The sequence below is a fragment of the Paraburkholderia tagetis genome, from assembly GCF_022213065.1.
GTDB classification, from domain to species: domain Bacteria; phylum Pseudomonadota; class Gammaproteobacteria; order Burkholderiales; family Burkholderiaceae; genus Paraburkholderia; species Paraburkholderia tagetis.
Window position 1 is genome coordinate 69,845 of the sequence record NZ_JAKLJA010000021.1, and the last position, 24,109, is coordinate 93,953.

At 65.0% G+C, this 24,109-nt stretch carries 18 protein-coding genes; 11 read left to right on the forward strand and 7 right to left on the reverse strand.

Annotated features, from left to right (window positions below; genetic code table 11):
• Positions 1-208 precede the first annotated feature (208 nt).
• From L5014_RS22500 to L5014_RS22515, 4 genes are read left to right on the forward strand one after another with little or no spacing between them, the layout of a single operon-like run.
• On the forward strand, positions 209-1,492 hold the full coding sequence (locus L5014_RS22500) for a molybdopterin-binding domain-containing protein (protein ID WP_238465949.1): 1,284 nt from the start codon (positions 209-211) through the stop codon (positions 1,490-1,492).
• Positions 1,489-3,189 (forward strand): formylmethanofuran dehydrogenase subunit A, encoded by a 1,701-nt coding sequence (locus L5014_RS22505; protein ID WP_238465950.1) that lies wholly within the window; start codon positions 1,489-1,491, stop codon positions 3,187-3,189. Before L5014_RS22500 ends, L5014_RS22505 begins: the two co-directional genes overlap by 4 nt.
• Entirely contained in the window at positions 3,186-4,136 is a 951-nt protein-coding gene (gene fhcD, locus L5014_RS22510) for a formylmethanofuran--tetrahydromethanopterin N-formyltransferase (RefSeq protein WP_238465951.1), read from the forward strand. The genes L5014_RS22505 and fhcD overlap by 4 nt, the downstream gene beginning before the upstream one ends.
• Positions 4,133-4,960, forward strand: coding sequence for a formylmethanofuran dehydrogenase subunit C (locus L5014_RS22515; RefSeq protein ID WP_238465952.1), 828 nt, complete (start codon positions 4,133-4,135; stop codon positions 4,958-4,960). The genes fhcD and L5014_RS22515 overlap by 4 nt, the downstream gene beginning before the upstream one ends.
• A 615-nt stretch (positions 4,961-5,575) precedes the next feature.
• Here L5014_RS22515 and L5014_RS22520 read toward each other — a convergent pair.
• Complete coding sequence (locus tag L5014_RS22520; RefSeq protein WP_238465953.1) at positions 5,576-6,487, reverse strand: LysR family transcriptional regulator; 912 nt, start codon at positions 6,485-6,487, stop codon at positions 5,576-5,578.
• A gap of 265 nt (positions 6,488-6,752) precedes the next feature.
• Here L5014_RS22520 and glyA point away from each other — a divergent pair, with 265 nt between their 5' ends.
• The 7 genes from glyA to L5014_RS22555 all read left to right on the forward strand — a co-directional run bounded on the left by glyA (position 6,753) and on the right by L5014_RS22555 (position 16,539).
• The gene (glyA, locus tag L5014_RS22525; protein ID WP_238465954.1) at positions 6,753-8,048 is read left to right on the forward strand and encodes a serine hydroxymethyltransferase; all 1,296 of its coding nucleotides are present in this window, start codon (positions 6,753-6,755) and stop codon (positions 8,046-8,048) included.
• Between the two features lie 95 nt (positions 8,049-8,143).
• Complete coding sequence (locus tag L5014_RS22530; protein WP_238465955.1) at positions 8,144-9,403, forward strand: aminotransferase class V-fold PLP-dependent enzyme; 1,260 nt, start codon at positions 8,144-8,146, stop codon at positions 9,401-9,403.
• Between the two features lie 74 nt (positions 9,404-9,477).
• A complete protein-coding gene (locus L5014_RS22535; RefSeq protein WP_238465956.1) occupies positions 9,478-10,434 on the forward strand; it encodes a D-2-hydroxyacid dehydrogenase in 957 nt (318 codons plus the stop codon).
• A gap of 57 nt (positions 10,435-10,491) precedes the next feature.
• Positions 10,492-11,670 (forward strand): malate--CoA ligase subunit beta, encoded by a 1,179-nt coding sequence (locus L5014_RS22540; RefSeq protein ID WP_238465957.1) that lies wholly within the window; start codon positions 10,492-10,494, stop codon positions 11,668-11,670.
• A 10-nt stretch (positions 11,671-11,680) separates the two neighbouring features.
• Positions 11,681-12,586, forward strand: a complete 906-nt coding sequence (gene sucD / locus L5014_RS22545) for a succinate--CoA ligase subunit alpha (protein WP_238465958.1) — start codon at positions 11,681-11,683, stop codon at positions 12,584-12,586.
• Positions 12,564-15,485: a phosphoenolpyruvate carboxylase gene (locus tag L5014_RS22550; RefSeq protein ID WP_238465959.1), complete on the forward strand. Its 2,922-nt coding sequence runs from the start codon at positions 12,564-12,566 to the stop codon at positions 15,483-15,485. The genes sucD and L5014_RS22550 overlap by 23 nt, the downstream gene beginning before the upstream one ends.
• A gap of 67 nt (positions 15,486-15,552) precedes the next feature.
• Positions 15,553-16,539 carry an HpcH/HpaI aldolase/citrate lyase family protein gene (locus L5014_RS22555; RefSeq protein WP_238465960.1) on the forward strand — a complete coding sequence of 329 codons (987 nt, stop codon included), beginning with the start codon at positions 15,553-15,555 and terminating at the stop codon, positions 16,537-16,539.
• A 741-nt stretch (positions 16,540-17,280) separates the two neighbouring features.
• Here the strand turns inward: L5014_RS22555 and L5014_RS22560 are convergent.
• The 6 genes from L5014_RS22560 to glnT form a co-directional block, all read right to left on the reverse strand.
• Entirely contained in the window at positions 17,281-18,729 is a 1,449-nt protein-coding gene (locus tag L5014_RS22560; RefSeq protein WP_238465961.1) for a pyridoxal phosphate-dependent decarboxylase family protein, read from the reverse strand.
• Between the two features lie 78 nt (positions 18,730-18,807).
• Complete coding sequence (gene folD, locus L5014_RS22565) at positions 18,808-19,707, reverse strand: bifunctional methylenetetrahydrofolate dehydrogenase/methenyltetrahydrofolate cyclohydrolase FolD (RefSeq protein ID WP_238465962.1); 900 nt, start codon at positions 19,705-19,707, stop codon at positions 18,808-18,810.
• Positions 19,708-19,713: 6 nt separating this feature from the next.
• Complete coding sequence (locus L5014_RS22570; protein WP_238465963.1) at positions 19,714-21,072, reverse strand: FMN-binding glutamate synthase family protein; 1,359 nt, start codon at positions 21,070-21,072, stop codon at positions 19,714-19,716.
• 16 nt (positions 21,073-21,088) lie between these two features.
• Positions 21,089-21,787 carry a GltB/FmdC/FwdC-like GXGXG domain-containing protein gene (locus tag L5014_RS22575; RefSeq protein WP_238465964.1) on the reverse strand — a complete coding sequence of 233 codons (699 nt, stop codon included), beginning with the start codon at positions 21,785-21,787 and terminating at the stop codon, positions 21,089-21,091.
• Positions 21,775-22,683, reverse strand: a complete 909-nt coding sequence (locus tag L5014_RS22580) for a class II glutamine amidotransferase domain-containing protein (RefSeq protein ID WP_238465965.1) — start codon at positions 22,681-22,683, stop codon at positions 21,775-21,777. Before L5014_RS22580 ends, L5014_RS22575 begins: the two co-directional genes overlap by 13 nt.
• Before the next feature lie 59 nt (positions 22,684-22,742).
• A complete protein-coding gene (glnT, locus tag L5014_RS22585; RefSeq protein WP_238465966.1) occupies positions 22,743-24,071 on the reverse strand; it encodes a type III glutamate--ammonia ligase in 1,329 nt (442 codons plus the stop codon).
• Between the last annotated feature and the right edge of the window lie 38 nt (positions 24,072-24,109).

Below are 24,109 nucleotides of genomic sequence, written 5' to 3' on the forward strand. Positions count from 1 at the left end.
TACAACGCCGATACGAACCGCGCGTGACAATGTGTGACGCGCTCACGAATCCCCGTGCGCATTGTGTACCGCGCATGGCGCGCGCCGTGGCCCGCCCAGCGTGCGGAGCAAGACGCCAATCCGTCTGCAAAGCGGCTCGCAGGTCGCGTTGCCGGCGCACGCACCGCTGCAACATCACGCATGGCATAGCCCTTGCAAATCGGCAGGCATGGATGCGACTCTTCACTCCCCACCCTGGACCTGCCCGTTCTGCGCGCTGCTGTGCGACCGCTTCGGCGTCGCTCAAGGCGAAACGCTGACACCGGCGGGCACGAGCTGCCCGCGCGCCGCGCGCGCGCTCGCCCAATTCGGCGGCGCGCCGTCCTCGGCGACACCCGCCGTGAACGGCCAGCCGGTCGCCGCACAGACCGCGCTCGACACCGCCGCGCAGTGGCTCGCCCGCGCGCGCCAGCCGCTCTTCGGCGGCATGGTCACCGACGTGGCCGGCGCGCGCGCGCTCTATCGCGTCGCCAACGCGTGCGGTGCGATTGTCGACCACGCGCATGGTCGCGCGCTGATGCACGGCTTGACGGCCATGCAGGACCGTGGCGCGTTCACGACGACCCTCGCCGAGATCCGCAATCGCGCCGATCTGATGGTCTGCATCGGGTCCTCGCCATCGACGCGTTATCCCGAGTTTTTCTCGCGCTGCGCCGTGGGTGGCGAAACGGGCGGCGTCGGACCGGCACCGCGCACCGTCGTCTTTCTCGGTTGCGAGATCGACGCCGCGCTCGCGCAGCGCGCCGGAGTCGAAACGCTCGCGGTGCCCCTCCAGGGCGACCTCTACGACACGGTGGCCACGCTCAACGCGCTGCTCGCCGGCAAATCCCTGCGAGCACCCGCCGATCCCGCATTGGCCGCGCTCGTGGAGCGCATGCTCGCGGCGGACTATACGGCAATCGTTTGGATTCCTGCTGATCTCCCAGGCACCCATGCCACGCTGCTTGTGGAAGGATTCGACCGCCTGCTGAAGACGCTCAACCGCATGCGGCGCGCGGGCGGCCTCGCGCTCGGCGGCGACGACGGCGGCGCGAGCGTCAATCAGACGCTCACCTGGCTCTCCGGCTTGCCGTTGCGCACGGGCGTGCATCGCAGCGGACTAGAACATGCGCCGCAGCGCTACGACACGGCGCGCCTGCTCGCGGATCGCGACGTCGATGCGCTGGTCTGGGTCGCGAGCTTCGGCGCGGACCTGCCGCCGCCGCGCACCGCTCTCCCGACGATCGTGCTCGGCCATCCGGGCCTCGCCGCAACCTGCACGGACCGCGAAGGTCCGACCGTGTTCGTGCCCGTTTCCACACCGGGCATTGGCTCGGCGGGCCATCTGTTTCGCGCCGATGGCGGCGTCGTGCTGCCGCTCACGCCGGTCTACGCAGACACGCTGCCCACCGTGGCCGCATTCGCGGGCCAGTTGGGCGCAAAGCTCGCATCGTGCAAGGAGAACGCCGCATGAGCACGTTTCGTCTGCGCGGCGGCCGCGTATTCGACCCGGCAAGCCGCATCGACGGCCAGATTGCCGACCTCTGTGTGCGCGACAGCCGCATCGTCCATCTGGACGCCGAGGAAGTCGTGGACCGCGAATACGACATCACCGGCATGACGGTGATGGCGGGCGGCATCGACATGCATTCGCATATCGGCGGCGGCAAGGTGAACCTCGCCCGCATGCTGATGCCCGAGGATCACCGGATCCGGATGCAGCGCGAGCAAGCCGAAAACGCGCTGGAGCTGGCCTCGTGCGGCGTCTGCACGCCCGGCACGCTCGCAACGGGCTACCGCTACGCCGAGATGGGCTACACGGCCGCATTCGAGCCCGCGATGATCGCCTCGAACGCGCGCCACACGCATCTGGAAATGGGCGATACGCCCATCATCGATCACGGCGCCTACGTGATGCTCGGCAACGACGAGCTGTTCCTGCGCATGCTTGCGCAAGGCGAGGACTTCGAGCGCCTGCGCGATTACGTGGGCTGGTCCATCAACGCCACGAAGGCGCTGGGCGTGAAGGTCGTCAACCCGGGCGGGATTTCGGCCTTCAAGTTCAATCAGCGCAGCCTGAACGTGGACGAAACGCATGCGCACTACGCGATCACGCCCCGCCAGGTGCTGCATACGCTCGCGCGCACGCTCGCGGAACTGGGCGTGCCGCATCCGCTGCATATCCACGCGAGCAACCTGGGTGTGCCAGGCAATGTGGATTCCACGCTCGCGACGATCGACGCACTCGAAGGACTGCCCGGCCACCTCACGCATATCCAGTTCCATAGCTACGGCACCGAAGGCCCGCGCAAGTTCTCCTCGGCGGCCGAGCGCATTGCCGAGGCCGTCAACGCGCATCCGAACATTTCGATCGATGTGGGCCAGATCATGTTCGGACAGACCATCACCGCGTCCGGCGACATCATGAAACAGGTCAAGCAGGCCGACTTCGCCTCGCCGCGCAAATGGATCGCCGGCGACATCGAATGCGACGCGGGCTGCGGCATCGTGCCATTCCGCTATCGCGAGCAAAGCTACGTCAACGCGCTGCAATGGACGATCGGCCTCGAACTGTTCCTGATGGTGAAGAACCCCTGGCAGATCACGCTCACGACTGATCACCCGAACGGCGGGCCGTTCACGAGCTACCCTCACCTGATCCGGCTTCTGATGGACAAATCGTTCCGCGACGAGCAGCTTGCGAAACTGCATCCCGAGGTCGCGCAGCAATCGGCGCTTGCGAGCATGACGCGCGAACTGAGCTTCGAGGAGATCGCGATTCTCACGCGCGCCGCGCCCGCGCGCCTGCTCGGGCTGCGCGACCGTGGCCGGCTGAGCGCGGGTGCCGCCGCCGACATCGCGGTGTATCGCGACGACGCCAACCGCGAAGTCATGTTCAGCACACCCGAATATGTATTCAAGGACGGCGAGCTGGTGGCGCGCAACGGGCGCATCGTGGCAACACCCGTGGGCGGCACGCATTTCATCGAGCCGGAGTTCGACCGTTCGATCGAGCGCACGCTGGACGAATACGGCGAACGCCATCTCGCGTACAACTTCCGCCACGCCGCCATCGGCCGCGACGAGCTGTGCTCGTGCTGCAACGGCGGCCGGCTCCTGCCCGCGGCCTGCGTCGCACACGGCAACAGCACAGGAGAGCAGCCGTCATGAGCGCAAGCGCGAGCACCACGGAGAACCCGCCGCTCACCATCAACGGCGTCACCATCGACGACACATTCGCAGAAGCCTTCCCGATGAAGGCCACGCGGCTCGTGATCACCGCGCGCAATCTCACCTGGGCGCGCCACGCCGCCGTGGCCGCGACCGGCTTTGCGACCTCGGTGATCGCCTGCGGCTGCGAGGCGGCCATTGAACGCGAGATCGAACCGGACGCATCGCCCGACGGCAGGCCGGGCATCGCGGTCCTGCTCTTCTCGATGTCGGGCAAGGAACTGGCCAAGCAGGTCGAGCGACGCGTGGGCCAGTGCGTGCTGACCTGCCCGACCAGCGCGGTCTATGCGGGCATTACCGAGGGCGAAGCCATCGCGCTCGGCAAGAACCTGCGCTTTTTCGGCGACGGCTGGCAAATCTCGAAGCTGATCGACGGCGCGCGCTACTGGCGCGTGCCCGTGATGGACGGCGAATTCGTTGCGCAGGAAACGACCTGCGTGATCAAGGGCGTGGGCGGCGGCAACCTGCTGCTGCTTGCGCGCGACCCCGACGCCGCGCTCGCGGGCGCCGAAGCGGCTGTGGAAGCGATGCGGCGTGTGCCCGGCGTCATCATGCCGTTTCCGGGCGGCGTGGTGCGCTCGGGCTCGAAGGTCGGCTCGAAATACGCTGCACTGCCCGCCTCGACCAACGACGCGTTTTGCCCCACGCTCGCGGGCCTCGCCGCGCGCACGGCCTTGACCGACGAGACACGCTGCGTGCTGGAAATCGTCGTCGACGGAATCAGCGAAGCGGACGTCGCGAACGCGATGCGCGCCGGTATCGAAGCCGTGACCGCGCGTGGCGCACGAGCCGGCGTCACGCGCATTAGCGCGGGAAACTACGGCGGCAAGCTCGGCCCGTTCCACTTTCATCTGCACCGTCTGTGCGGCAACGGAGACACCCCATGAAGCGCATCACGCTGCGCGTGAAGACAGCGCCCGCGCTGCGCATCGACGCACGCTCGCTCCTGCCCGCCGCACTCGCTTCCCTGAGCGACAGCGAAGTCGCGCGCCTGCCGCTCTGGCACGGCACCGAGCGCATCGCGCTTGCGGATCTCTTCGATGTGCGTATGCAGACGACACCCGACGCCGAGGCTTGCATCGCATTTGAAGGCGACTTGAGGCGCTTCGACCGGGTCGGCTGTGCGCTGGATGGCGGCGCGATCGTCGTAGAAGGCGACGTGGGCGATCTCGCGGGCGCGCAGATGAGCGCCGGCACGCTCGCCGTGCGTGGCAGCAGCGGCGCCTTCGCGGCGTGCGAAATGGCGGGCGGGCGCATCGAGATCGGCGGCAATACCGGCGATTTCGCGGGGGCGGCGTTGCCGGGCAGCATGGATGGGATGCGCGGCGGAACGCTTATTGTGCGTGGCCACGCTGGCGAGCGCTTTGGAGACCGCATGCGGCGCGGCACGGCGCTCGTGTTTGGAAATGCCGGGGCGTTTGCTGCCTCGCGGATGGTGGCGGGTACGATTGGCATCGCCGGCAGCGTGGGCGAGCATCCCGCTTATGGTATGCGGCGTGGGTCGCTGATTCTGCTTAACCTCCGGCATGTGGCGGCGACCAATCGGTTTGTGGAGATTCACGCCGAGGTAAGCGTTTTTTGGCGGCTCGTTGCGCGTAGTCTTTCTAAGGAAGGCGGGGCGTTTGCTGAGATCGGGGGGTGGTCGCCGCGGCGGCTCGTTGGGGATGTTTCTGTTGATGGAAGGGGTGAGGTTTTTGTTGATGCGATGTGAGGGCGGTTTTTTTTGTTTTTCGCGTTTCCTTGTGTTCGCGGTGGTCTATTAGCGTTGCCCCTGTGCGGGGCGGCACCTACTTTTCTTTGCAGCCGCAAAGAAAAGTAGGCAAAAGAAAGCGGCTCAAACCGCTAGTGTGACGCAGTGGACCACTTGCCTTATATCGAAGTGGTTCCGGGGCATCCGTCACCTCGCACCTTCAACGTTAGTGACAAAGGGCTCATCCATCCCGCTGCTCGCTACGCGCGCAGCGGTCGGGTCTGCAAGGGAAACCATGAGTACTCCCTGGGTAAGCGAATGCGCATGCACTGCATCGATTCGTATGCATTCCTCTGGTTTTGGGTTATGCCCCACGGCGCGCGTAGCGCCGCCGGATGGATGAGCCCTTTGTCACTCTGTTATACGGCGCGTGGTGACAGACGCTCCGGAACCGCTCCGATCACGGGCAAGAGGTGTACTGCGTCACACTGGCGGTTTGAGCGGCTTTCTTTTGCCTACTTTTCTTTGCCGCTGCAAAGAAAAGTAGGTGCCGCCCCGCACAGGGGCAACCCAGGCAGACCGACACGAAAACAAGGAAACGCGACCATACCAAACCACACCAAACCCCTCCCCCATCTACACTTCATCCATAACCTTCTGCGCCTCACCAAGAAGCGTCCGCTTAAACGCCTCCACAGCAGCAGAAAGCCGCTTATTCTCGCGATGCACGATATACAGATACCTCACGATAGGAAACCGCTCCACATCCAGCACTTTCAAGCGCAAGGTCTCCAGCTCCGGCAGCACTGTCTGCAACGGCACAACAGCGAGCCCCATGCCCACGTGAACACAGCACTTAACAGCCTCATTACTACTCACCTCAAGCCCCGGCCGAAACCGGATCCGATGCTCCGCAAAGAATCGCTCCATCGCGCGCCGCGTGCCTGAACCCGGCTCGCGCACCACGAACACTTCATCCTCCAGCGCCGCAAGCGCAATAGCACGTTGCCGCGCAAGCGGATGATCGGGCGGCGCAATCGCCACCAGCGGGTTCTTCATGAATGGCTGCGCCACGAGCCCCTGCCCTTCGGGCGGTTGCCCCATGATCGCCAGATCGGCCTCATTTCCAGCCAGCGCGCCAAGCACGCTCTCACGATTACCGAACTTCAGCCGCACGCGCACACCAGGAAACGCCTTCGTATAGCGCGAAATACACGCCAGCGAGAGATGACCAGCGGTTCCCGTCACCGCCGAAACGCGAATTTTCCCCTGCGTGGTGTCGCGCAACTGATCGAGCGACTCCTCGAGTATCGACAGTTGCTCCTGAATCGAGCGCGAATGGCTATAGACCTCGCGGCCCGCCTCGGTGAGAAAGATGCGCCGCCCGATCTGCTCGAACACCTTCATGCCGATGGTCTCTTCGAGATGCTTGAGCTGTGCGGACACGCCCGGCTGTGTCAGATGCAGTTCTTCGGCCGCGCGCGAAAAACTCAGGTGACGCGCCGCCGCCTCGAAGACCCGCAATTGCCGCAATGTCAGGTTAAGCATCCGCTTCCTCTTCAGGCCATCAACCTCCGTTGGACCCCCGAAAAAGGCGTCCGTCCCATGCCTTCACTCTACCAGCGCGGGCCAGTGCGGCAATGCCCACGACGAGGTATTCCCGCGTGCCAGAGCCCCGCCCGCATTGGCTTCCAGACCGGGTTATGGGTTGGATAACAAACCGGAATGAGTGTTTTCCGCGCGGCGCCACTACCATCGATCTCAAGTTCCAGACACCGTCCATCGACCGAACATCGACACAGAGGCGACCCACATGTTCAGCTTCCAGCAGACCATCGCAGCAACCGACCCGGAATTGCGTCAGGCCATCGTGGCGGAATCCACGCGACAGCAGGATCACATTGAACTGATTGCATCGGAAAACTATACGTCGCCGGCCGTGATGGAAGCGCAGGGCTCGCTTCTCACCAACAAGTATGCCGAGGGCTATCCGGGCAAGCGCTACTACGGCGGCTGCGAACACGTGGACGTGGCCGAGCAGCTCGCCATCGACCGCGCGAAGAAGCTGTTTAACGCCGAATATGCGAACGTGCAGCCGCACTCGGGCTCGCAGGCGAATCAGGCCGTCTATCTTTCCGTGCTCAAGCCCGGCGACACGATCCTCGGCATGTCGCTCGCGCACGGCGGCCACCTCACGCACGGTGCTTCGGTGAACGTGAGCGGCAAGCTCTTCAATGCCGTCGCGTACGGACTCCATCCGGATACCGAAGCGATCGACTACGACGAGGTCGAGCGCCTCGCGCACGAGCACAAGCCGCGCATGATCGTCGCGGGCGCCTCGGCCTATGCGCTCACGATCGACTGGCAACGCTTTCGCAAGATTGCGGACAGCGTGGGCGCGTGGCTCTTCGTCGATATGGCGCACTATGCGGGACTGATTGCGGCGGGCCTCTACCCGAGCCCGGTGGGCATTGCCGACTTCGTCACCTCGACGACCCACAAGACGCTGCGCGGCCCGCGCGGCGGCCTGATCCTCTCGAGCGCCGAGCACGAGAAGGCGCTCAACTCCACGATCTTCCCCGGCATCCAGGGCGGTCCCCTCATGCACGTGATCGCGGCCAAGGCGGTCGCGTTCCGCGAGGCGATGAGCGACGAGTTCAAGCACTACCAGCGCCAGGTGATGATCAACGCGCGTGCCATGGCCGAGACGCTTCAGGAGCGCGGGCTGCGCATCGTGTCGGGGCGCACGGAGTCGCATCTCTTTCTCGTCGATCTGCGCGCAAAGAGCATCACCGGCAAGGATGCCGAAGCCGCGCTCGGCAAGGCGGGCATCACCGTCAACAAGAACGCCATTCCGAACGATCCGCAAAAGCCCTTCGTCACGAGCGGCATCCGCGTGGGCTCGCCTGCGATGACCACGCGCGGCTTTGGCGAGACCGAAGCGCGGCATCTCGCGCATCTGATTGCCGACGTGCTCGAAGCGCCCGCGAACGATCTCGTGATCCGCCGCGTGGCCGATTCCGTGCACGCCCTCACGACGCGCTTCCCGGTCTATGGCGACGCGCCCGAGCATCGGCACAGCGCCACGGCCCACCGGCCCGCAGTCTGATCCCACTGCCCGAGCGGGCGCTTCATCCATAACTGCTTACCTTCGTAGCTTCATACCTTCGTACCGTGCTCATCCCATCCATCAGGAGTGCAGACATGTCGAATACCACTGGAACGCGTATCCCGGGTCGCAACATTCTCGCCGTGCCCGGCCCCACCAACATTCCCGACGCCGTGCTGCGCGCGATGGTCGTGTCGATGGAGGACCACCGCTCCACGCGCTTTCCCGAGCTTACGAACGGCGTGCTGAGCGACCTCAAGCGCCTCTACAAGACCACGAGCGGCCAGCCGTTCATCTTTCCGTCCTCGGGCACGGGTGCCTGGGAGGCCGCGCTGACCAACACGCTCTCGCCCGGCGATCGTGTACTGGTTGCGCGCTTCGGGCAGTTCAGCCATCTGTGGGCCGATATGGCTCAGCGGCTGGGCTTCGAAGTCGAGATCGTCGACGTCGATTGGGGCGAGGGCGTGCCCGTCGAGCGCATCGAGGAAGTGCTCAAGGCCGACAAGAAGCATCAGATCAAGGGCATTCTCGCCTGCCACAACGAGACCGCCACGGGCGTCACGAGCGACATTGGCGCACTGCGCCACGCGATGGACAACGCGCATCACCCCGCGCTGCTGTTCGTCGACGGCGTGAGCTCGATCGGCTGCATCGATTTCCGCATGGACGACTGGCGCGTCGACCTGGCCGTGACCGGCTCGCAAAAGGGGCTCATGCTGCCCGCGGGCCTCGGCATTCTGTGCGTGAGCCCGAAGGCGCTCAAGGCGATGGAGCATGCGAAATCCAAACGCTGCTACTTCGATCTCGGCGACATGATCAAGGCCAACGCGACCGGCTACTTTCCGTACACGCCCGCGCTGTCCCTGCTCTACGGCCTGCGTGCGGCGCTCGACCTGATCTTCCAGGAAGGACTCGATAAGGTGTTCGCGCGCCACCATTACCTCGCTCAGGGCGTGCGCGCCGCCGTGACCGAAGGCTGGGGGCTCGAGTTGTGCGCCAAGGGGCCGAAGTGGTATTCGGATACGGTCAGCGCCATTGTCGTGCCGCAGGGATTCAATGCGGCCAACGTGATCGACGTGGCCTTCCGGCGCTACAACCTCGCGCTCGGCGCGGGCCTCTCGAAGGTCGCGGGCAAGGTGTTCCGCATCGGCCACCTCGGCGACCTCAACGAACTGATGCTCGCGAGCGCCATTGCGGGCGCGGAGATGGCGATGCTCGACGTGGGCATCGACGTGCGCCCCGGCAGCGGCACGGGCGCGGCCACGCAGTACTGGCGCACGCACGATCCGCGCAAGGCGCAGACGCAGCAGCACGCGGATCAAGTCGAGCCGCTGCGCCGCGTGGCCGCCGCCTGAGCCGCGTTCGCCGCGGACTTTAACCGCGCCTCGCGCGCTCAATGTCCCAAGAAAAAAGGCAGGATACCGAAATCATGCGTCATGAAATCGTCTTTCTCGACCGCTCCACGTTGAAGGCCGATGTACGGCGTCCCGCCTTCGATCACTGCTGGGCGGAGTACGACGTGAGCGCGCCGCACGAGGTGGCCCAGCGTCTCGAAGGGGCCACTATCGCGATCACCAACAAGGTGCCGCTGCGTGCCGAGACGCTGGCGAAGCTGCCGCGTCTCGCTTTGATCGCGGTGGCCGCCACGGGCTACGACGTGATCGACACGGCGTACTGCCGCGCGCACGGCATTGCCGTGGCGAACATCCGCAATTACGCCACGCATACGGTGCCGGAGCATACCTTCGCGTTGATCCTCGCGCTGCGCCGCAATCTGCTGGCGTATCGCGAGGACGTGCGGCGCGGCCGCTGGCAAGCGTCGAATCAGTTCTGCTTTTTCGACCACCCGATTCGCGACCTGCATGGGGCCACGCTCGGCATCGTTGGCGACGGCTCGCTCGGCCGGGGCACGGCGGCCATCGCGCGCGGCTTCGGCATGCGCGTGGTGTTCGCGGAACATGCAACGACGAAGGACAAGCCGCACGACGTCGCCTTCATGCCGCTCGAACAGTTGCTGCGCGAGTCGGACATCGTCTCGCTGCATACGCCGCTGCGCCCTGAAACACGCAACATGATCGCGCTCGAGCAGTTGCAGACGATGAAGCGCAGCGCGCTGCTCATCAATACGGCGCGCGGCGGGCTCGTCTGCGAGCAATCGCTCGCGACGGCCCTGCGCGAAGGGTTGATCGCGGGCGCGGGCTTCGACGTCTTGACCAGCGAGCCGCCTAAAGCCGGCAATCCCCTCCTTGAACTCGATCTGCCGAATTTCATCCTCACGCCGCATGTGGCCTGGGCATCGGACGGCGCCATGCAGTTTCTCGCCGACCAGCTGATCGACAACATCGAGGCTTACGTGAGCGGCGAACCGCAACATCTGGTCGCCTGAGCATCGGGCGGCGTTTTCAATCTCATACCGCTTTTCTCATTCGCACGGAACACCATCATGGACATCCACGAATATCAGGCGAAGGAACTGCTGTCCGGCTTCGGCGTGCCCATCCAGCGCGGGCTCGTCGCCTATACGCCGGATCAGGCCGTCTATTGCGCCACCGAACTCGGCGGCTGGCACTGGGCCGTCAAGGCGCAGATCCACTCGGGCGCGCGCGGCAAGGCCGGCGGCATCAAGCTTTGCGAGACTTATCACGACGTCCACTCGGCGGCCACGTCGCTGTTCGGCAAGCGTCTCGCCACCACGCAAACCGGCCCCGAAGGCAAGGTCGTCGAGCGCGTTTATATCGAAGTGGCCGAGAAGTTCGAGCGCGAAATTTATCTGGGCATCGTGCTCGACCGCAAGGCCGAGCGCGTGCGCGTGATCGTCTCCGCACAAGGCGGCATGGACATCGAAGAAGTCGCGCGCACGAATCCCGAGGCCATTTTGCAGGTGATCGCCGAACCGGCCGTGGGCCTGCAACCGTTCCAGGCGCGCGAGCTGGCCTTCGGCCTCGGCCTGAACATCAAGCAGGTGAGCCGCGCCGTGGCGGCGATCATGGGCGCCTATCGCGCGTTTCGCGACCTCGACGCGACGATGGTGGAGATCAACCCGCTCGTCGTCACCACCGACGACCGCGTGCTCGCGCTCGACGCCAAGGTCACCTTCGACGACAACGGCCTGTTCCGGCACCCGCATGTCTCGGAGATGCGCGATGCCTCGCAGGAAGACCCGCGCGAATCGGAGGCGGCGCAGTTCGGGCTGAACTACGTGGGCCTCGATGGCGACATCGGCTGCATCATCAACGGCGCCGGCCTCGCGATGGCCACCATGGACACCATCAAGTACGCAGGCGGCGAGCCCGCGAACTTCCTCGACGTGGGCGGCGGCGCATCGCCCGAGCGCGTCGCCGCGGCGTTCCGGCTCGTGCTTTCCGATGCCAACGTGTCGGCCATTCTCGTCAACATCTTTGCGGGCATCAACCGCTGCGACTGGGTGGCCGAGGGCGTCGTGCAAGCCGCGAAGAACCTGCGCGTGCCGCTCGTCGTGCGGCTCGCGGGCACGAATGTCGAAGAGGGGCGGCGCATCATTCGCGAGAGCGGGCTGCCGATCATCGCAGCCGACACGCTGCTCGAAGCGGCCCAGAAAGCCGTAGAAGCGTCCAAGGCGCACCGCGCCAGAAAGAGCAAATAGGAGCGTACCCATGAGCATCCTGATCGACGAAAATACCCGCGTGATCGTGCAGGGCTTCACCGGCGACAAGGCGACCTTCCACGCGAAAGAGATGATCGCGTATGGCACCAATGTAGTGGGCGGCGTGACGCCCGGCAAGGGCGGCCAGCGCCATCTCGACCGCCCCGTGTTCAACACCGTGAAGGAAGCCGTGCAGGCAACCGGCGCCACGGCGAGCCTCGTGTTCGTGCCGCCGCCCTTTTGCGGCGACTCCATCATGGAAGCGGCCGACGCGGGCCTGCGGCTCGTATGCTCGATCACCGACGGCATTCCGGCGCAGGACATGATGCGCGTGAAGCGCTACCTGCTTCGTTATCCGAAGGAAACGCGCACGATGCTGGTCGGGCCGAACTGCGCGGGCATCATCAGCGCAGGCAGAGCCATGCTCGGCATCATGCCCGGCAATATCTACCGGCGCGGCTCGGTTGGTATCGTCTCGCGCTCGGGCACGCTCGGCTATGAGGCAGCCGCGCAACTCGACGCGCTGGGTCTGGGCGTGACGACGAGCGTGGGCATCGGCGGCGATCCGATCAACGGCAGCTCGTTCCTCGACCATCTGCGGCTCTTCGAGAACGACCCCGAGACCGATGTCGTGATCATGATCGGCGAGATCGGCGGGCCGCAGGAAGCCGAAGCGGCGCGCTGGGTCCAGGAGAACATGACCAAGCCCGTGGTGGGCTACGTCGCCGGCCTCACGGCCCCCAAGGGCCGCCGCATGGGCCACGCGGGCGCGATTATCTCGGCTGCGGGTGACAGCGCCGCCGAGAAGGCGGAAATCATGCGAGCCCACGGGCTTTTCGTTGCACCCAGCGCCTCCGAGCTGGGCTCCACTGTCGCTGCGGCGCTGACGCAAAATGATGCCCGCCGCGTCGCTTGATGCCATTGAGGCCGGCGGGGCCGAGGCTCGCACCGTGACGTTGCGTGGCGTGGAGGCGCCGCGCCGTCAATCGGCTGCATCGCCGCCTTCGGTCCCGCTTACGCCTGCACTTTCAGCGGCTGAGCCGCCCTCGCTACTCGACCGCCTTGCCACGGCTTCGGCGGCGTTGCCCACGCTCGATGCTCAGGCCTACGAACCGTGTGTGGTCGATCTGCTGTTCGGCTTGCTGTGCGACGTCGCACGGCGCCGCCAGCCCCAGATCGAACTCGCGCTGCGCGGCGAGCAACTGCCCCCCGACGTGCCGCGCGCGGTGTGGCGGCGCAGCCTGCAAGCCCAGGGCATCTGGTTCCAGCTACTGAGCGTGGCCGAGCAAAGCACCGCCATGCGCCGCCGCCGCGAAATCGAGATCGAGAGCGGCTATGCGCGGCTCACGGCCTCGTTCTCGCGCGTGGTGGCCGATGCGGCTGCGGCCGGCGTGCCCGCCGACGAAGTCCGCGCCGTGCTCCAGCATCTGAAGATCCGCCCTGTCATTACCGCGCATCCGACCGAAGCCAAGCGCGTCACCGTGCTCGAAATTCATCGGCGCATCTATCGCAAGCTGATGGATCTGGAGTCGCCGCGCTGGACGCCGCGCGAGCGGCGCAAGCTCGTGGGGCAGCTTGGCAACGAGATCGAATTGCTCTGGATGAGCGGCGAGCTGCGCCGCGAGAAGCCCACCGTCTCGCAAGAGGTGGCGTGGGGGCTGCACTTCTTCGGCGAAACGCTGTTCGAGGCCGTGCCGCTCTTGTTCGAGCGGCTCGAAGACGCCCTGCACCAGTTTTACCCCGGCGAGCACTTCGAAATGCCGCGCTTCTTCCAGTTCGGCTCGTGGATCGGCGGCGACCGCGACGGCAATCCGTTCGTCAACAACGACGTCACGCGCGCGACGCTCTACGACAACCGGCTCGCGTGCCTCAAGCGCTACCGGCAGCAACTGCTCGATCTCGCACAGACGCTCAGCATCACCGCCGAGGCACTGCCCGTGCCTGAAGCGTTCGGTGCCGAACTCGCGCGCGTGCTCGAGCAAAGCGGCGACGGCACGGCCATTGCCACACGCAATCCGGGCGAGGTGTTCCGCCAGTATCTGACCTGCATGCTGCGCAAGCTCGACACCACGCTCACCGACGCGCAACGGCGCGGCGCGGGCACCGCCATTCTCGGCGGCTACGCGAGCGCCGACGAACTGGCCGCCGAGCTGCGTGCGATGGAACTGGCCCTGCTCGCGACCGGCAGCGACACGCTTGCCGACTCCTACGTCCGACCGTTGCGCCATGAAGTCGAAACGTTCCGCTTCAGCACGGTGCAACTCGATCTGCGCGAGAACTCCACCGTCATCAACAAGACCCTGCTCGCGCTTTGGCAAGCACGCGCCAAACCCGGCACCGAGCCGCCCGATCTGGACTCCGAAGCATGGAAGGCGTGGCTGCTCGCGGAACTCGCACGCCCGCTCGCCCCGGGCGAAGCCAGCGACGCGTTGCCGGAGTCGCTCGCCGAGATCGAAGCAGAAACGGTCCAGATCTTCCGCATGGTCCGCACGATGCGCCAGCAGGTGGACCGCAATGCCTTTGGCGCGTTCATCCTGAGCATGACGCACCACGCGACCGACGTGCTCGGCGTCTATCTGCTCGCGAAACAGGCGGGGCTGTTCAGCGATGCCGCTGGCGTGGAAAGCTGCACGCTGCCGGTCGTGCCGCTGCTCGAAACCATCGACGACCTGCGGCGCGCGCCTGAAATCCTGCGCGAACTGCTGGCCGTGCCGATGGTCAAGCGCAGCATCCGTGCGCAAGGCGGCGTGCTGGAGGTCATGATCGGGTACTCCGATTCGAACAAGGACGGCGGGTTCTTCGCGAGCAACTGGGAGCTTTCGAAGGCGCAGACGAAGATCACGCGCGTCGGACGCGAACTGGGCATCACGATTTCGTTCTTCCACGGCCGTGGCGGCTCGGTGAGCCGGGGCGGCGTGCCGGCGGGCCGCGCCATCGCCGCGTTGCCCGCCGGCTCCGTCAACGGACGCTTTCGCGTGACGGAGCAAGGCGAGGTGGTCTCGTACAAGTACGCGAATCGCGGCACGGCGCAGTATCACGTCGAGTTGCTCGCGTCGAGCGTGCTGGAGCACACGTTCAAGTCCGAGCGCGAAGAAGAACTGCTGCCGCGCGGCGAGTTCGACGACGCGATGGAAGCACTCGCGGGCGCCTCGCGCGCGGCCTATGTGAAGCTCGTCGAGCAGCCCGAGTTGATCGCGTATTTTCAGGCGGCCAGCCCGCTCGAAGAGCTTTCGATGCTGAACATGGGCTCGCGCCCTGCCCGGCGCTTCGGCGCGCGCAGCCTCGAAGACCTGCGCGCGATTCCGTGGGTGTTCGCGTGGTCGCAGAACCGCCACGCTCTCACGGGCTGGTACGGCGTGGGCAGTGCGATCGCGTCGTTTCTCGCGGTGCGCCAGGAACGCGGCCTCGATCTGCTGCACAGGATGTTCAACGAGTCGCGCCTGTTCCGGCTGATCGTCGACGAGGTGGAGAAGACGCTCGCGCAGGTCGATCTCGACATCGCGCGCGGCTACGCGGACCTCGTACCCGACGCGCGCTTACGCGAAACGATCTTCGCGCAAATCGAGGCCGAGTATCGCCTCACCACGGAGATGGTGCTGAAAGTCAGCGGCGGCGCCACCGTCGCGGACCGCTTCCCGCAGTTTTGCGAGCGGCTCGCGCGCCGGCTGCCGGCCATCAATCTCGTGAGCCAGCAGCAGATCGAGTTGCTGCGACTTTACCGCTCGGCCAGCACCGACCAGGAGCGGCGCGGCTATCTGGTGCCGCTCCTGCTCTCCATTAATTGCATCGCATCGGGATTCGGCGCGACGGGCTAGGCCGCGTGCCTCGCTGTCTGCCCCGCTGCCTTCACTAATTGCGCTCTTACTATCGAGGAGATGACTCATGAGCTTTACTGCAATCGAACCGGCCACGCCACGGCTGCACCGCTCGGAGCTTGCCGTGCCGGGCTCCAACCCCGCCATGTTCGAAAAGGCCGCGCGCTCGGCCGCCGACATCGTCTTTCTCGACTGCGAAGACGCGGTCGCGCCCGACGATAAAGAACAGGCGCGCAAGAACATCATTGAAGGCCTGAACGACATCGACTGGGGCACGAAGACGGTGATGGTCCGCATCAACGGACTCGACACACACTACATGTATCGCGACGTCGTGGACATCGTGGAGGCGTGCCCGCGGCTCGACATGATCCTGATTCCCAAGGTTGGCGTGGCAGCCGACGTCTATGCGATCGACATGCTGGTCACGCAGATCGAGACGGCGAAGAAACGCACGCGACGCATTGGCTTCGAAGTCCTGATCGAGACCGCGCTAGGCATGGCGAACGTGGAGGCGATTGCTCAATCGAGCCGGCGGCTTGAAGCGATGTCGTTTGGCGTCGCGGACTATGCGGCCTCCACGCGAGCGCGCACGACCGTGATCGGCGGCGTGAACCGCGACTACGGCGTGCTGAGCGACAAGGACGCCGATGGAAAGCGCGAATACTTTTGGGGCGACCAGTGGCACGCCGCGCAGACGCGCATGATGGTGGCCTGCCGCGCCTATGGATTGCGGCCGGTCGATGGGCCGTTTGGTGACTTTAGTGATCCTGATGGTTATGATGCGGCAGCGAGGCGTGCTGCGGTGCTTGGTTATGATGGCAAGTGGGCGATTCATCCGTCGCAGATCGAGCTTGCGAATCGCGTGTTTACGCCTGACGATGCTGAAGTCGCTCGGGCGCAGCGCATTATGGATGCGATGGGGCAGGCCGCCAAGGATGGTAAGGGGGCTGTGTCGCTGGATGGGCGTCTGATCGACGCCGCTAGTATTCGGATGGCGGAAGCGCTGCTTTCTACTGCGCGAGCGATTGCGATGAGACCTGCGGTGGGCTGATTTTGGTGGGGCACCCAGCCTAGGCGATTTGGCGCGTTTCCTTGTGATCGTGGTGGCTTTTTCGCGTTTCCTTGCATTCGTGGTGGTCTATTGCTTTTTCGCGTTTCCTTGCATTCGTGGTGGTCTATTGCTTTTTCGCGTTTCCTTGCATTCGCGGTGGTCTATTAGCGTTGCCCCTGTGCGGGGCGGCACCTACTTTTCTTTGCAGCCGCAAAGAAAAGTAGGCAAAAGAAAGCGGCTCAAACCGCTAGTGTGACGCCGTACACCTCTTGCCCGTTATCGAAGTGGTTCCGGGGCATCCGTCACCCCGCACATTCAAACTGAGTGACAAAGGGCTCATTCATCCCGCTGCTCGCTACGCGCGCAGCGGTCGGGTATGCAGGGGAAACCACACCTACTGCACTTGCACTCGAATACGCATGCACTGCATCGAGTCACATGCATTCCGATGGTTTGGGGTTATGCCCCACGGCGCGCGCAGCGCCGCCGGAGGGATGAGTCCTTAGTCACTCTGTTGTACGGCGCGTGGTGGCAGACGCCCCGGAACCGCTCCGATCACAGGCAAGAGGTGGACGGCGTCACACTGGCGGTTTGAGCGGCTTTCTTTTGCCTACTTTTCTTTGCCGCTGCAAAGAAAAGTAGGTGCCGCCCCGCACAGGGGCAACGCTAATAGACCACCGCGAATACAAGGAAACGCGAAAAAAACGCGAAGAAAAAAAAAGCACACCCAAGAATGAACACTTACGCTTGCGCGGCCACGCGCTCCCCCTCGAATTGCACCTTCTCAACAGCCCGCCAGGCCTCGATCATCGACTCAGCGGCGCGATCGATATCATCCTCGGTAGTGGCCCACGCAATGACCGAAACACGCATCACCCGGCGCCCACGCCACTGCGCGCCAACCACAAAACACCCACCCGCCTGCTGAATGCGTTCTATCGTAGCGTCCGTAAGCACATTCCCAAGAGGACAAAATTCATCCCCACCAAACCGCACAACCACCTGATTCAACTCGACTTCGTTGAGCACCGCAACACCAGGCTCCCCAGCCAACCGACACGCGAGCCGTTGTGCAAGCACACAATGCCGCTCGACCATTTCCGCAATGCCGCGCCGGCCAAAAAAGCGCAACAGCGTCCACAAAACGAACCCACGCGCGCGCCGCGACAGTTCCGGCGCGTAATGCACGGGGTCGCGCACGCCCTCATCTTCAGCGGGCGGCAGATAGCCCGCACCAATCGTCATCGCACGCCGGTGCGCATCGGCATCGCGCACAAAAGCGCACCCGCACTCGTAAGGCGCCTGCAGCCACTTATGCGCGTCCGTGGCCCACGAATCCGCGTGCTCGATGCCCTGCGCCAGCGCCGCACGCGCCGGGCACGCCCTCGCCCACAAGCCAAAGGCGCCATCCACGTGCAGCCAGCCCCCTCGCTCGTGCACGAGTGCCGCAATCTCCCCGATGGGATCAAACGCTCCGGTCATGATGTGGCCCGCTTGCGCGATCACGAGATGCGGTCCATGGCAATGCGCGAGCGCGGCGCGCAGCGCGTCGGCACGCATGCGCCCCGCGTCATCAGTAGCAATCCTCACGAGTGAGCGTTCGCCAAACCCCAGATAGCGCAGCGCTGCAAACACACTCGCATGCGCATCTTCGCCGATAAAAACAGCAATGCGCGGCGCACCGAACAGGCCGTCCGCTTCGACATCCCAGCCCACGCGGCGCAGCAGTGCGCCACGCGCCGCCGCGAGGCAGACGAAGTTGCTCATCGTCGCGCCCGTCGTGATGCCCACCGAGCATTCGGGCGGGAGCCCCAGCAGATCGATCAGCCATTGCCCGGCGACCTGCTCGGCCACGGCAGCAGCGGGCGCGCCCTCGTAGCAGCCGGCATTCTGCCCCCAGACGCTCGTGAGCCAGTCGGCCGCAACCCCAACTGGATGCGAGCCGCCCACGACCCAGCCGAAAAAGCGCGGGCCCGCAGTCCCCATCAAGCCGGGTTCGGCCGCCGCCGCCAGTTGCTCGATGGCCTCGCTCGCGGGCACGCCGGTCTCGGGCGCAGGTCCGCCAAACGCGTCGAGCAACGCCGCAAAACCCGCCGTTGCAGCGGGCGGGCGCGTCGCGCGGGTACGATGAAACGCCAGCGCGTGCCGGTGCGCGGCGTCCAGCGCAGTGCGCGCATCATCGTCCGGCATCCTGATTATCTCGGCCACAGCGGCTCCTTTCCCCCGATGATGCCGCATGCGCCGCGTAGTCCCGCAGTTCGCACCGCGCTAACGCGCCGGCACTTGCCAGAACGGCTGTGCCGGATGAAACGCCTCGCCCTGCGCGAAACGCTCCGCCGAGCGCAGCGTGTTCTCGATCAGCATGGTGACGGTCATCGGCCCCACGCCACCGGGAACCGGCGTGATCCATGAGGCGCGCTCGCGCACCGCGTCAAAGTCGACGTCGCCCACGATGCGCCCATCGGCGAGCCGGTTGATCCCCACGTCGATTACGATCGCGCCTTCCTTCACCATCTCGGCCTTGATAAGCCCGGGCTTGCCAGCCGCCACTACGAGAATGTCCGCATGGATGGTGTGATGCGCGAGGTCGCGGGTTTTCGCATGGCAAATGGTGACCGTGGCTTCCTTCTGTAGCAGCATCAGCGCCATGGGTTTGCCGACGATATTGCTCGCGCCGACCACCACCACGTTCTTGCCCGCGACATCGATACCCGTGGTCTCCAGCAGCAGTTGGACGCCATACGGTGTACAGGGCGGAAAGATCGAATTGCCGACCACCAGCGCGCCCACGTTGTAGAGATGAAAGCCGTCCACGTCCTTGTCGACGACGATGCTCTCCAGCACGCGCCGCACGTTGACCTGCGGCGGCAGCGGCAATTGCACGAGAATACCGTGCGTGGCCGGATCCAGATTCAGCTCGCCGATGCGCTCGAGCAGTTCCGTTTCCGTGCAGCTCGCGGGGAACCGGTGCATGAACGATCGCACGCGGCTCTCCTCGCACGCCTTCACCTTGTTCGCGACATAGACCTGCGAGGCCGGATTGTCGCCCACCAGCACCACGGCGAGACCCGGCACGACGCCGCGCATGGAAAGCGCGGCGACGCGCTCGCGAAAGCGCGCCCGCAAGCGCCGCGCCAGGTGTTTCCCATCGATGGTCTGTGCCGTCATGGCGCTTCAGACCACACCCGGGATCCAGTTGGTGCCCGCGAGCGGCACACGCGCCATCGCCGCTGCCTCGACCGTGAGCGCGACGAGATCTTCGGGCTCCAGGTGATGCACGTTCTGCTTGCCACAGGCGCGCGCGATCGTGGTCAGTTCCATGTTCAGCGTCTTCAGGTAGTTGCGCAGGCGCTTCGCGCCCACGTCGGGCTGCAACCGCTCCTGCAACACGGCATCCTGGGTGGTGATGCCGACAGGACACTTACCCGTATGGCAGTGGTGGCAGTAGCCCGGCGCCGTGCCCAGGTTTGCGTAATCGTCGAGCGCCTGCACGTGCTGGCCGTTCTCGATATACGAAGCGCTGTTGCAACCCAGCGAGACCAGCACGCCCTGCCCGATCGCCACGGCATCGGCGCCCATCGCCAGTGCCTTGGCGACATCGGCGCCGCTACGGATGCCGCCCGAGACGATGAGCTGCACCGTGCCCTTCATGTTGAGGTCTTCGAGTGCATCCACGGCCTGGCGCAATGCGGCAAGCGTAGGAATCCCAACGTTTTCGATAAAGCACGTCTGCGTGGCCGCCGTGCCGCCCTGCATGCCGTCCACCACGATCACGTCCGCGCCCGCGTGCACGGCGAGCTTCACGTCGTTGAAGGTGCGCGTTGCGCCCACCTTCACGTAGATCGGCTTTTCCCAGTCGGTGATCTCGCGCAGCTCCTGGATCTTGATGAGCAGATCGTCGGGGCCGGTCCAGTCGGGATGGCGGCAGGCCGAGCGCTGGTCGACGCCTTCGGGCAGCACGCGCATCTTCGCGACGCGCGGCGAGATCTTTTGCCCGAGCAGCATGCCGCCGCCGCCCGGCTTCGCGCCCTGGCCGATCACCACTTCGATGGCGTCAGCCTTGCGCACGTCGTCGGGATTGAAGCCATAGCGCGACGGCAGGCATTGATACACGAGCGTCTTCGACGAGCGCCGCTCTTCCTGGGTCATGCCGCCGTCACCCGTGGTCGTGGAGGTGCCCATTTCGGTGGCCGCGCGGCCCAGCGCCTCTTTCACGTTCGCGGAGAGCGCGCCAAAGCTCATGCCTGCGACGGTAATCGGGATCGCCAGCTCGATGGGCTTTTTCGCGAAGCGCGTGCCCAGCACGGTCTTCGTGGTGCACTTCTCGCGATAGCCTTCGAGCGGGTAGCGCGAGAGCGAGGCGCCGAGGAACAGCAGGTCGTCGAAGTGCGGGACGTGGCGCTTCGCGCCGAGACCACGGATTTCATACAGCCCGTGCGCCGCGGCGTTCTGGATATAGTGGATCGTCTTGCGGTCGAAGCCCCAGGATTCTTCGGTGGCCAGTTGCTTCATGTGGATGGGCTTGATTTCCATGGTCGGGATCCTTGGGTCAATATTCCTGGTTCGCGTCGGCGTTCCAGTGATAGAGCGAGCGGGCCGAGGCAATGCGCTTGAAGTCCCTCGGTTCGAAGCCGGAGAATGCGGGGCCCGCTGCGCGCAGCAGTTGCGCCACCGCTTCGATGTCGGCAGCGGTCATCGGCTCTTCGCGCGCGTCCGCGCCCAGCGACTTGATGTTGCCGCGCACGTACAGCACCGCTTCGTATAACGAGTCGCCCAGTGCGTCGCCGGCGTCGCCGCAGATCACCAGCCGGCCCGCCTGCGCCATGAACGCGGAGAAGCTGCCCACCGATCCCTTCACGACGATATCGGCGCCCTTGAGCGAGATGCCGCAGCGCAGGCCCGCATCGCCTTCGATCACGAGCAGGCCGCCCTGCGCCGACGCTCCCGCCGCATTCGACGCGAAGCCCTTTACGTGCACGCGCCCGCTCATCATGTTTTCGGCGACGCCGGTGCTCGCGCTGCCCGCGATGGTCACCTTCGCCTCCTTGTTCATGCCGGCCGCGTAGTAGCCGGCATGGCCGTCGATCTCGACTTCGATCGGCAGATCGAGCCCGACCGCAATGTTGTGCGCGCCATCGGGGTTCGCGATGCGCACCGCCTGCACGCCCTTGTTGGCGGCGTCCTTGTGCAGGAACCGGTTGAGTTCGGTCACCGACGTGCTTGCCAGGTCAAAGTTCAGACTTTCCATACGTACATCTCCTCGGGAGCCGGTTCGAACACGCTTGCATGCTTGATGTCGGGAAGATGCGCCAGCGAGCGGAATTCGGACGCGATCGCCACGTAATCGTCGGTCTCGGCCACCACTGCGGGCTTGCACGCGAACGGATCGCGAATCAGCGCGAGCTTGTCGGGCGTACCCATGAGGAACGTGTAGAAGCCGTCGAGTTGCTCGAAGCCCTGTTGCAGCGCGACTTCGAGATCGTCGCCTTCGCGCAGCCGGTATTCGAGGAAGCGGCAGGCGGCCTCGGTGTCGTTGTCCGTATCGAAGTGGATGCCGTGCGGTTCGAGCATCCGGCGCACGCCAAACGGATTCGACAGCGAGCCGTTATGCACGAGGCAGAAGTCCTCGCCGGCCGTGAACGGGTGGGCGCGGTCGGGCGTCACCGCCGACTCCGTGGCCATGCGCGTGTGACCGACCAGGTGCGTGCCGGTGAGGTTCTGGAACGCGTAGCGGTCGGACACTTCCTTTGGCGTGCCGATATCCTTGTACAGGTCGATGGCGCGGCCCGTGGAGAGGATATGCAGCTTCGGATGCTGCTCGGCGATCCAGCGCTTCGCGGTCTCCGGCGCAATGCCCACGCTCAGCACCGCATGATTGCCCTTGGCCTGAACCGCAGCGCCAGCGCCCAGATGCGTGTTCATCTCGTGCGCGAGCCCTTGCCAGTTGAAATCCGCGGCCTCTTCCGTGAGGCCCGAATACAGGCTGATCTTGCGGGTCTCTTCGCCCACCGGCTCCGTGAACACGGCCAGTCCCGCCGAATCGGGCCCGCGCTCCGTCATGCCGAGCAGCATGGGCACCATCAGCTCGCCCAGTTGCTCACGCAACGACGGCTTCTTGATAAGTAATCCTACAATTCCACACATGAGTGATCTCCTGCACGTATTGCCTGCGTTTCATGGACGGCCGGCGTACCGGCGCCAGCTCAGAAAAATTCGAGGTAGGTCTTCTGCTCCCAGTCCGACACATGGCGCATGTACTCGATCCATTCCATGTGCTTCAGGCGAAGGAACTCGGTGCCAGCCGGGCCGAGCGCCTCCATCATGACTTCGTCGCGTTCCATCTCGCGCAATGCATCCTGGAGGTTCTGCGGCAAGATACTGATTTCGCGCTGGCGCAGCTCCTGGGGCGACATCTCGTAGAGGTTCAGGTTGCACGGCTCGCCGGGTTCGAGCTTGTTGTTCACGCCGTCGAGGCCAGCGGCGATCACGGCGGCCGTCGCGAGGTAGGCGTTGCACGCGGCATCGGGCAGGCGCAACTCGATACGGCCGCCCGGAATGCGGACCATCGACGAGCGGTTGTTGTCGCCATAGCTCACATAGGCTGGCGCCCACGTGGCGCCCGTCAACGAGCGGCCCACCACGAGGCGCTTGTACGAGTTGACCGTGGGCGCGCAAATGGCCGTGAGCGCGGCCGCATGCTTGAGCAGGCCGGCCGTCCAGTGATAGGCGAGCTTCGATAGCCCGAGCCCGCGCTCATCGTGCTTGTCGGCGAAGAGGTTGCGCTCGCCGTCCGAGATCGACATGTGCATATGCATGCCGTTGCCTGGCCGGTTCGAAAACGGCTTGGGCATGAACGAGCAAATCAGCCCGAGTTCGTTGGCGATCTCCGCAGCCGCCATCTTGAAGAACACGTATGAATCGGCGGATTTCAGGCAGTCCGAGTAGGTGTAGTTGATTTCGAACTGGCCGTTGGCGTCCTCGTGATCGATCTGATAGACGTCGATGCCGGCCTTGATCAGCGACTCGGTCAGGCGCTCGAGGAATACGCGCGAACGCGAGAGCCCCTTGTAGTCGTAGCACGGCTTGGGCAGCGCGTCGGAGTCGTCGCATGGCACGATGCGGCCATCGTCGGTGCGCCGCAGCAGCGAGAACTCGGGTTCGAGCCCGGTGTTGAGGATCCAGCCGTGCTCTTGCAGACGGGCGACCTGTTTTTTCAGCGTCACGCGGCTCTCGAACTGCCACGGCTCCTTTTTCACGTAGCCGTCGCAGGCAATGCGAGCGTAGCCCGGCTGCCACGGCATGAGCGTGAGCGTGTCGAGGTCGCCCACCGCCATGAAATCCGGTCCCTGCGGATCGATGCCGAGGCCCCATACCGCGAAGCCGGCGAAACCCGCGCCATCGGTCAGGATCAGGTCGAGGTGGGCAGCGGGTACGGACTTCGTCTTCGCGACGCCGTGAATGTCGACGAATTGCGCGAGTATGTACTTGACGTCGTTCTCTGCGAGGAACTGCTTGGCTTCTGCGGGTGTCATGTCGATTGTCCTCAAGCGTCGTGAATACGGTGTCGAGA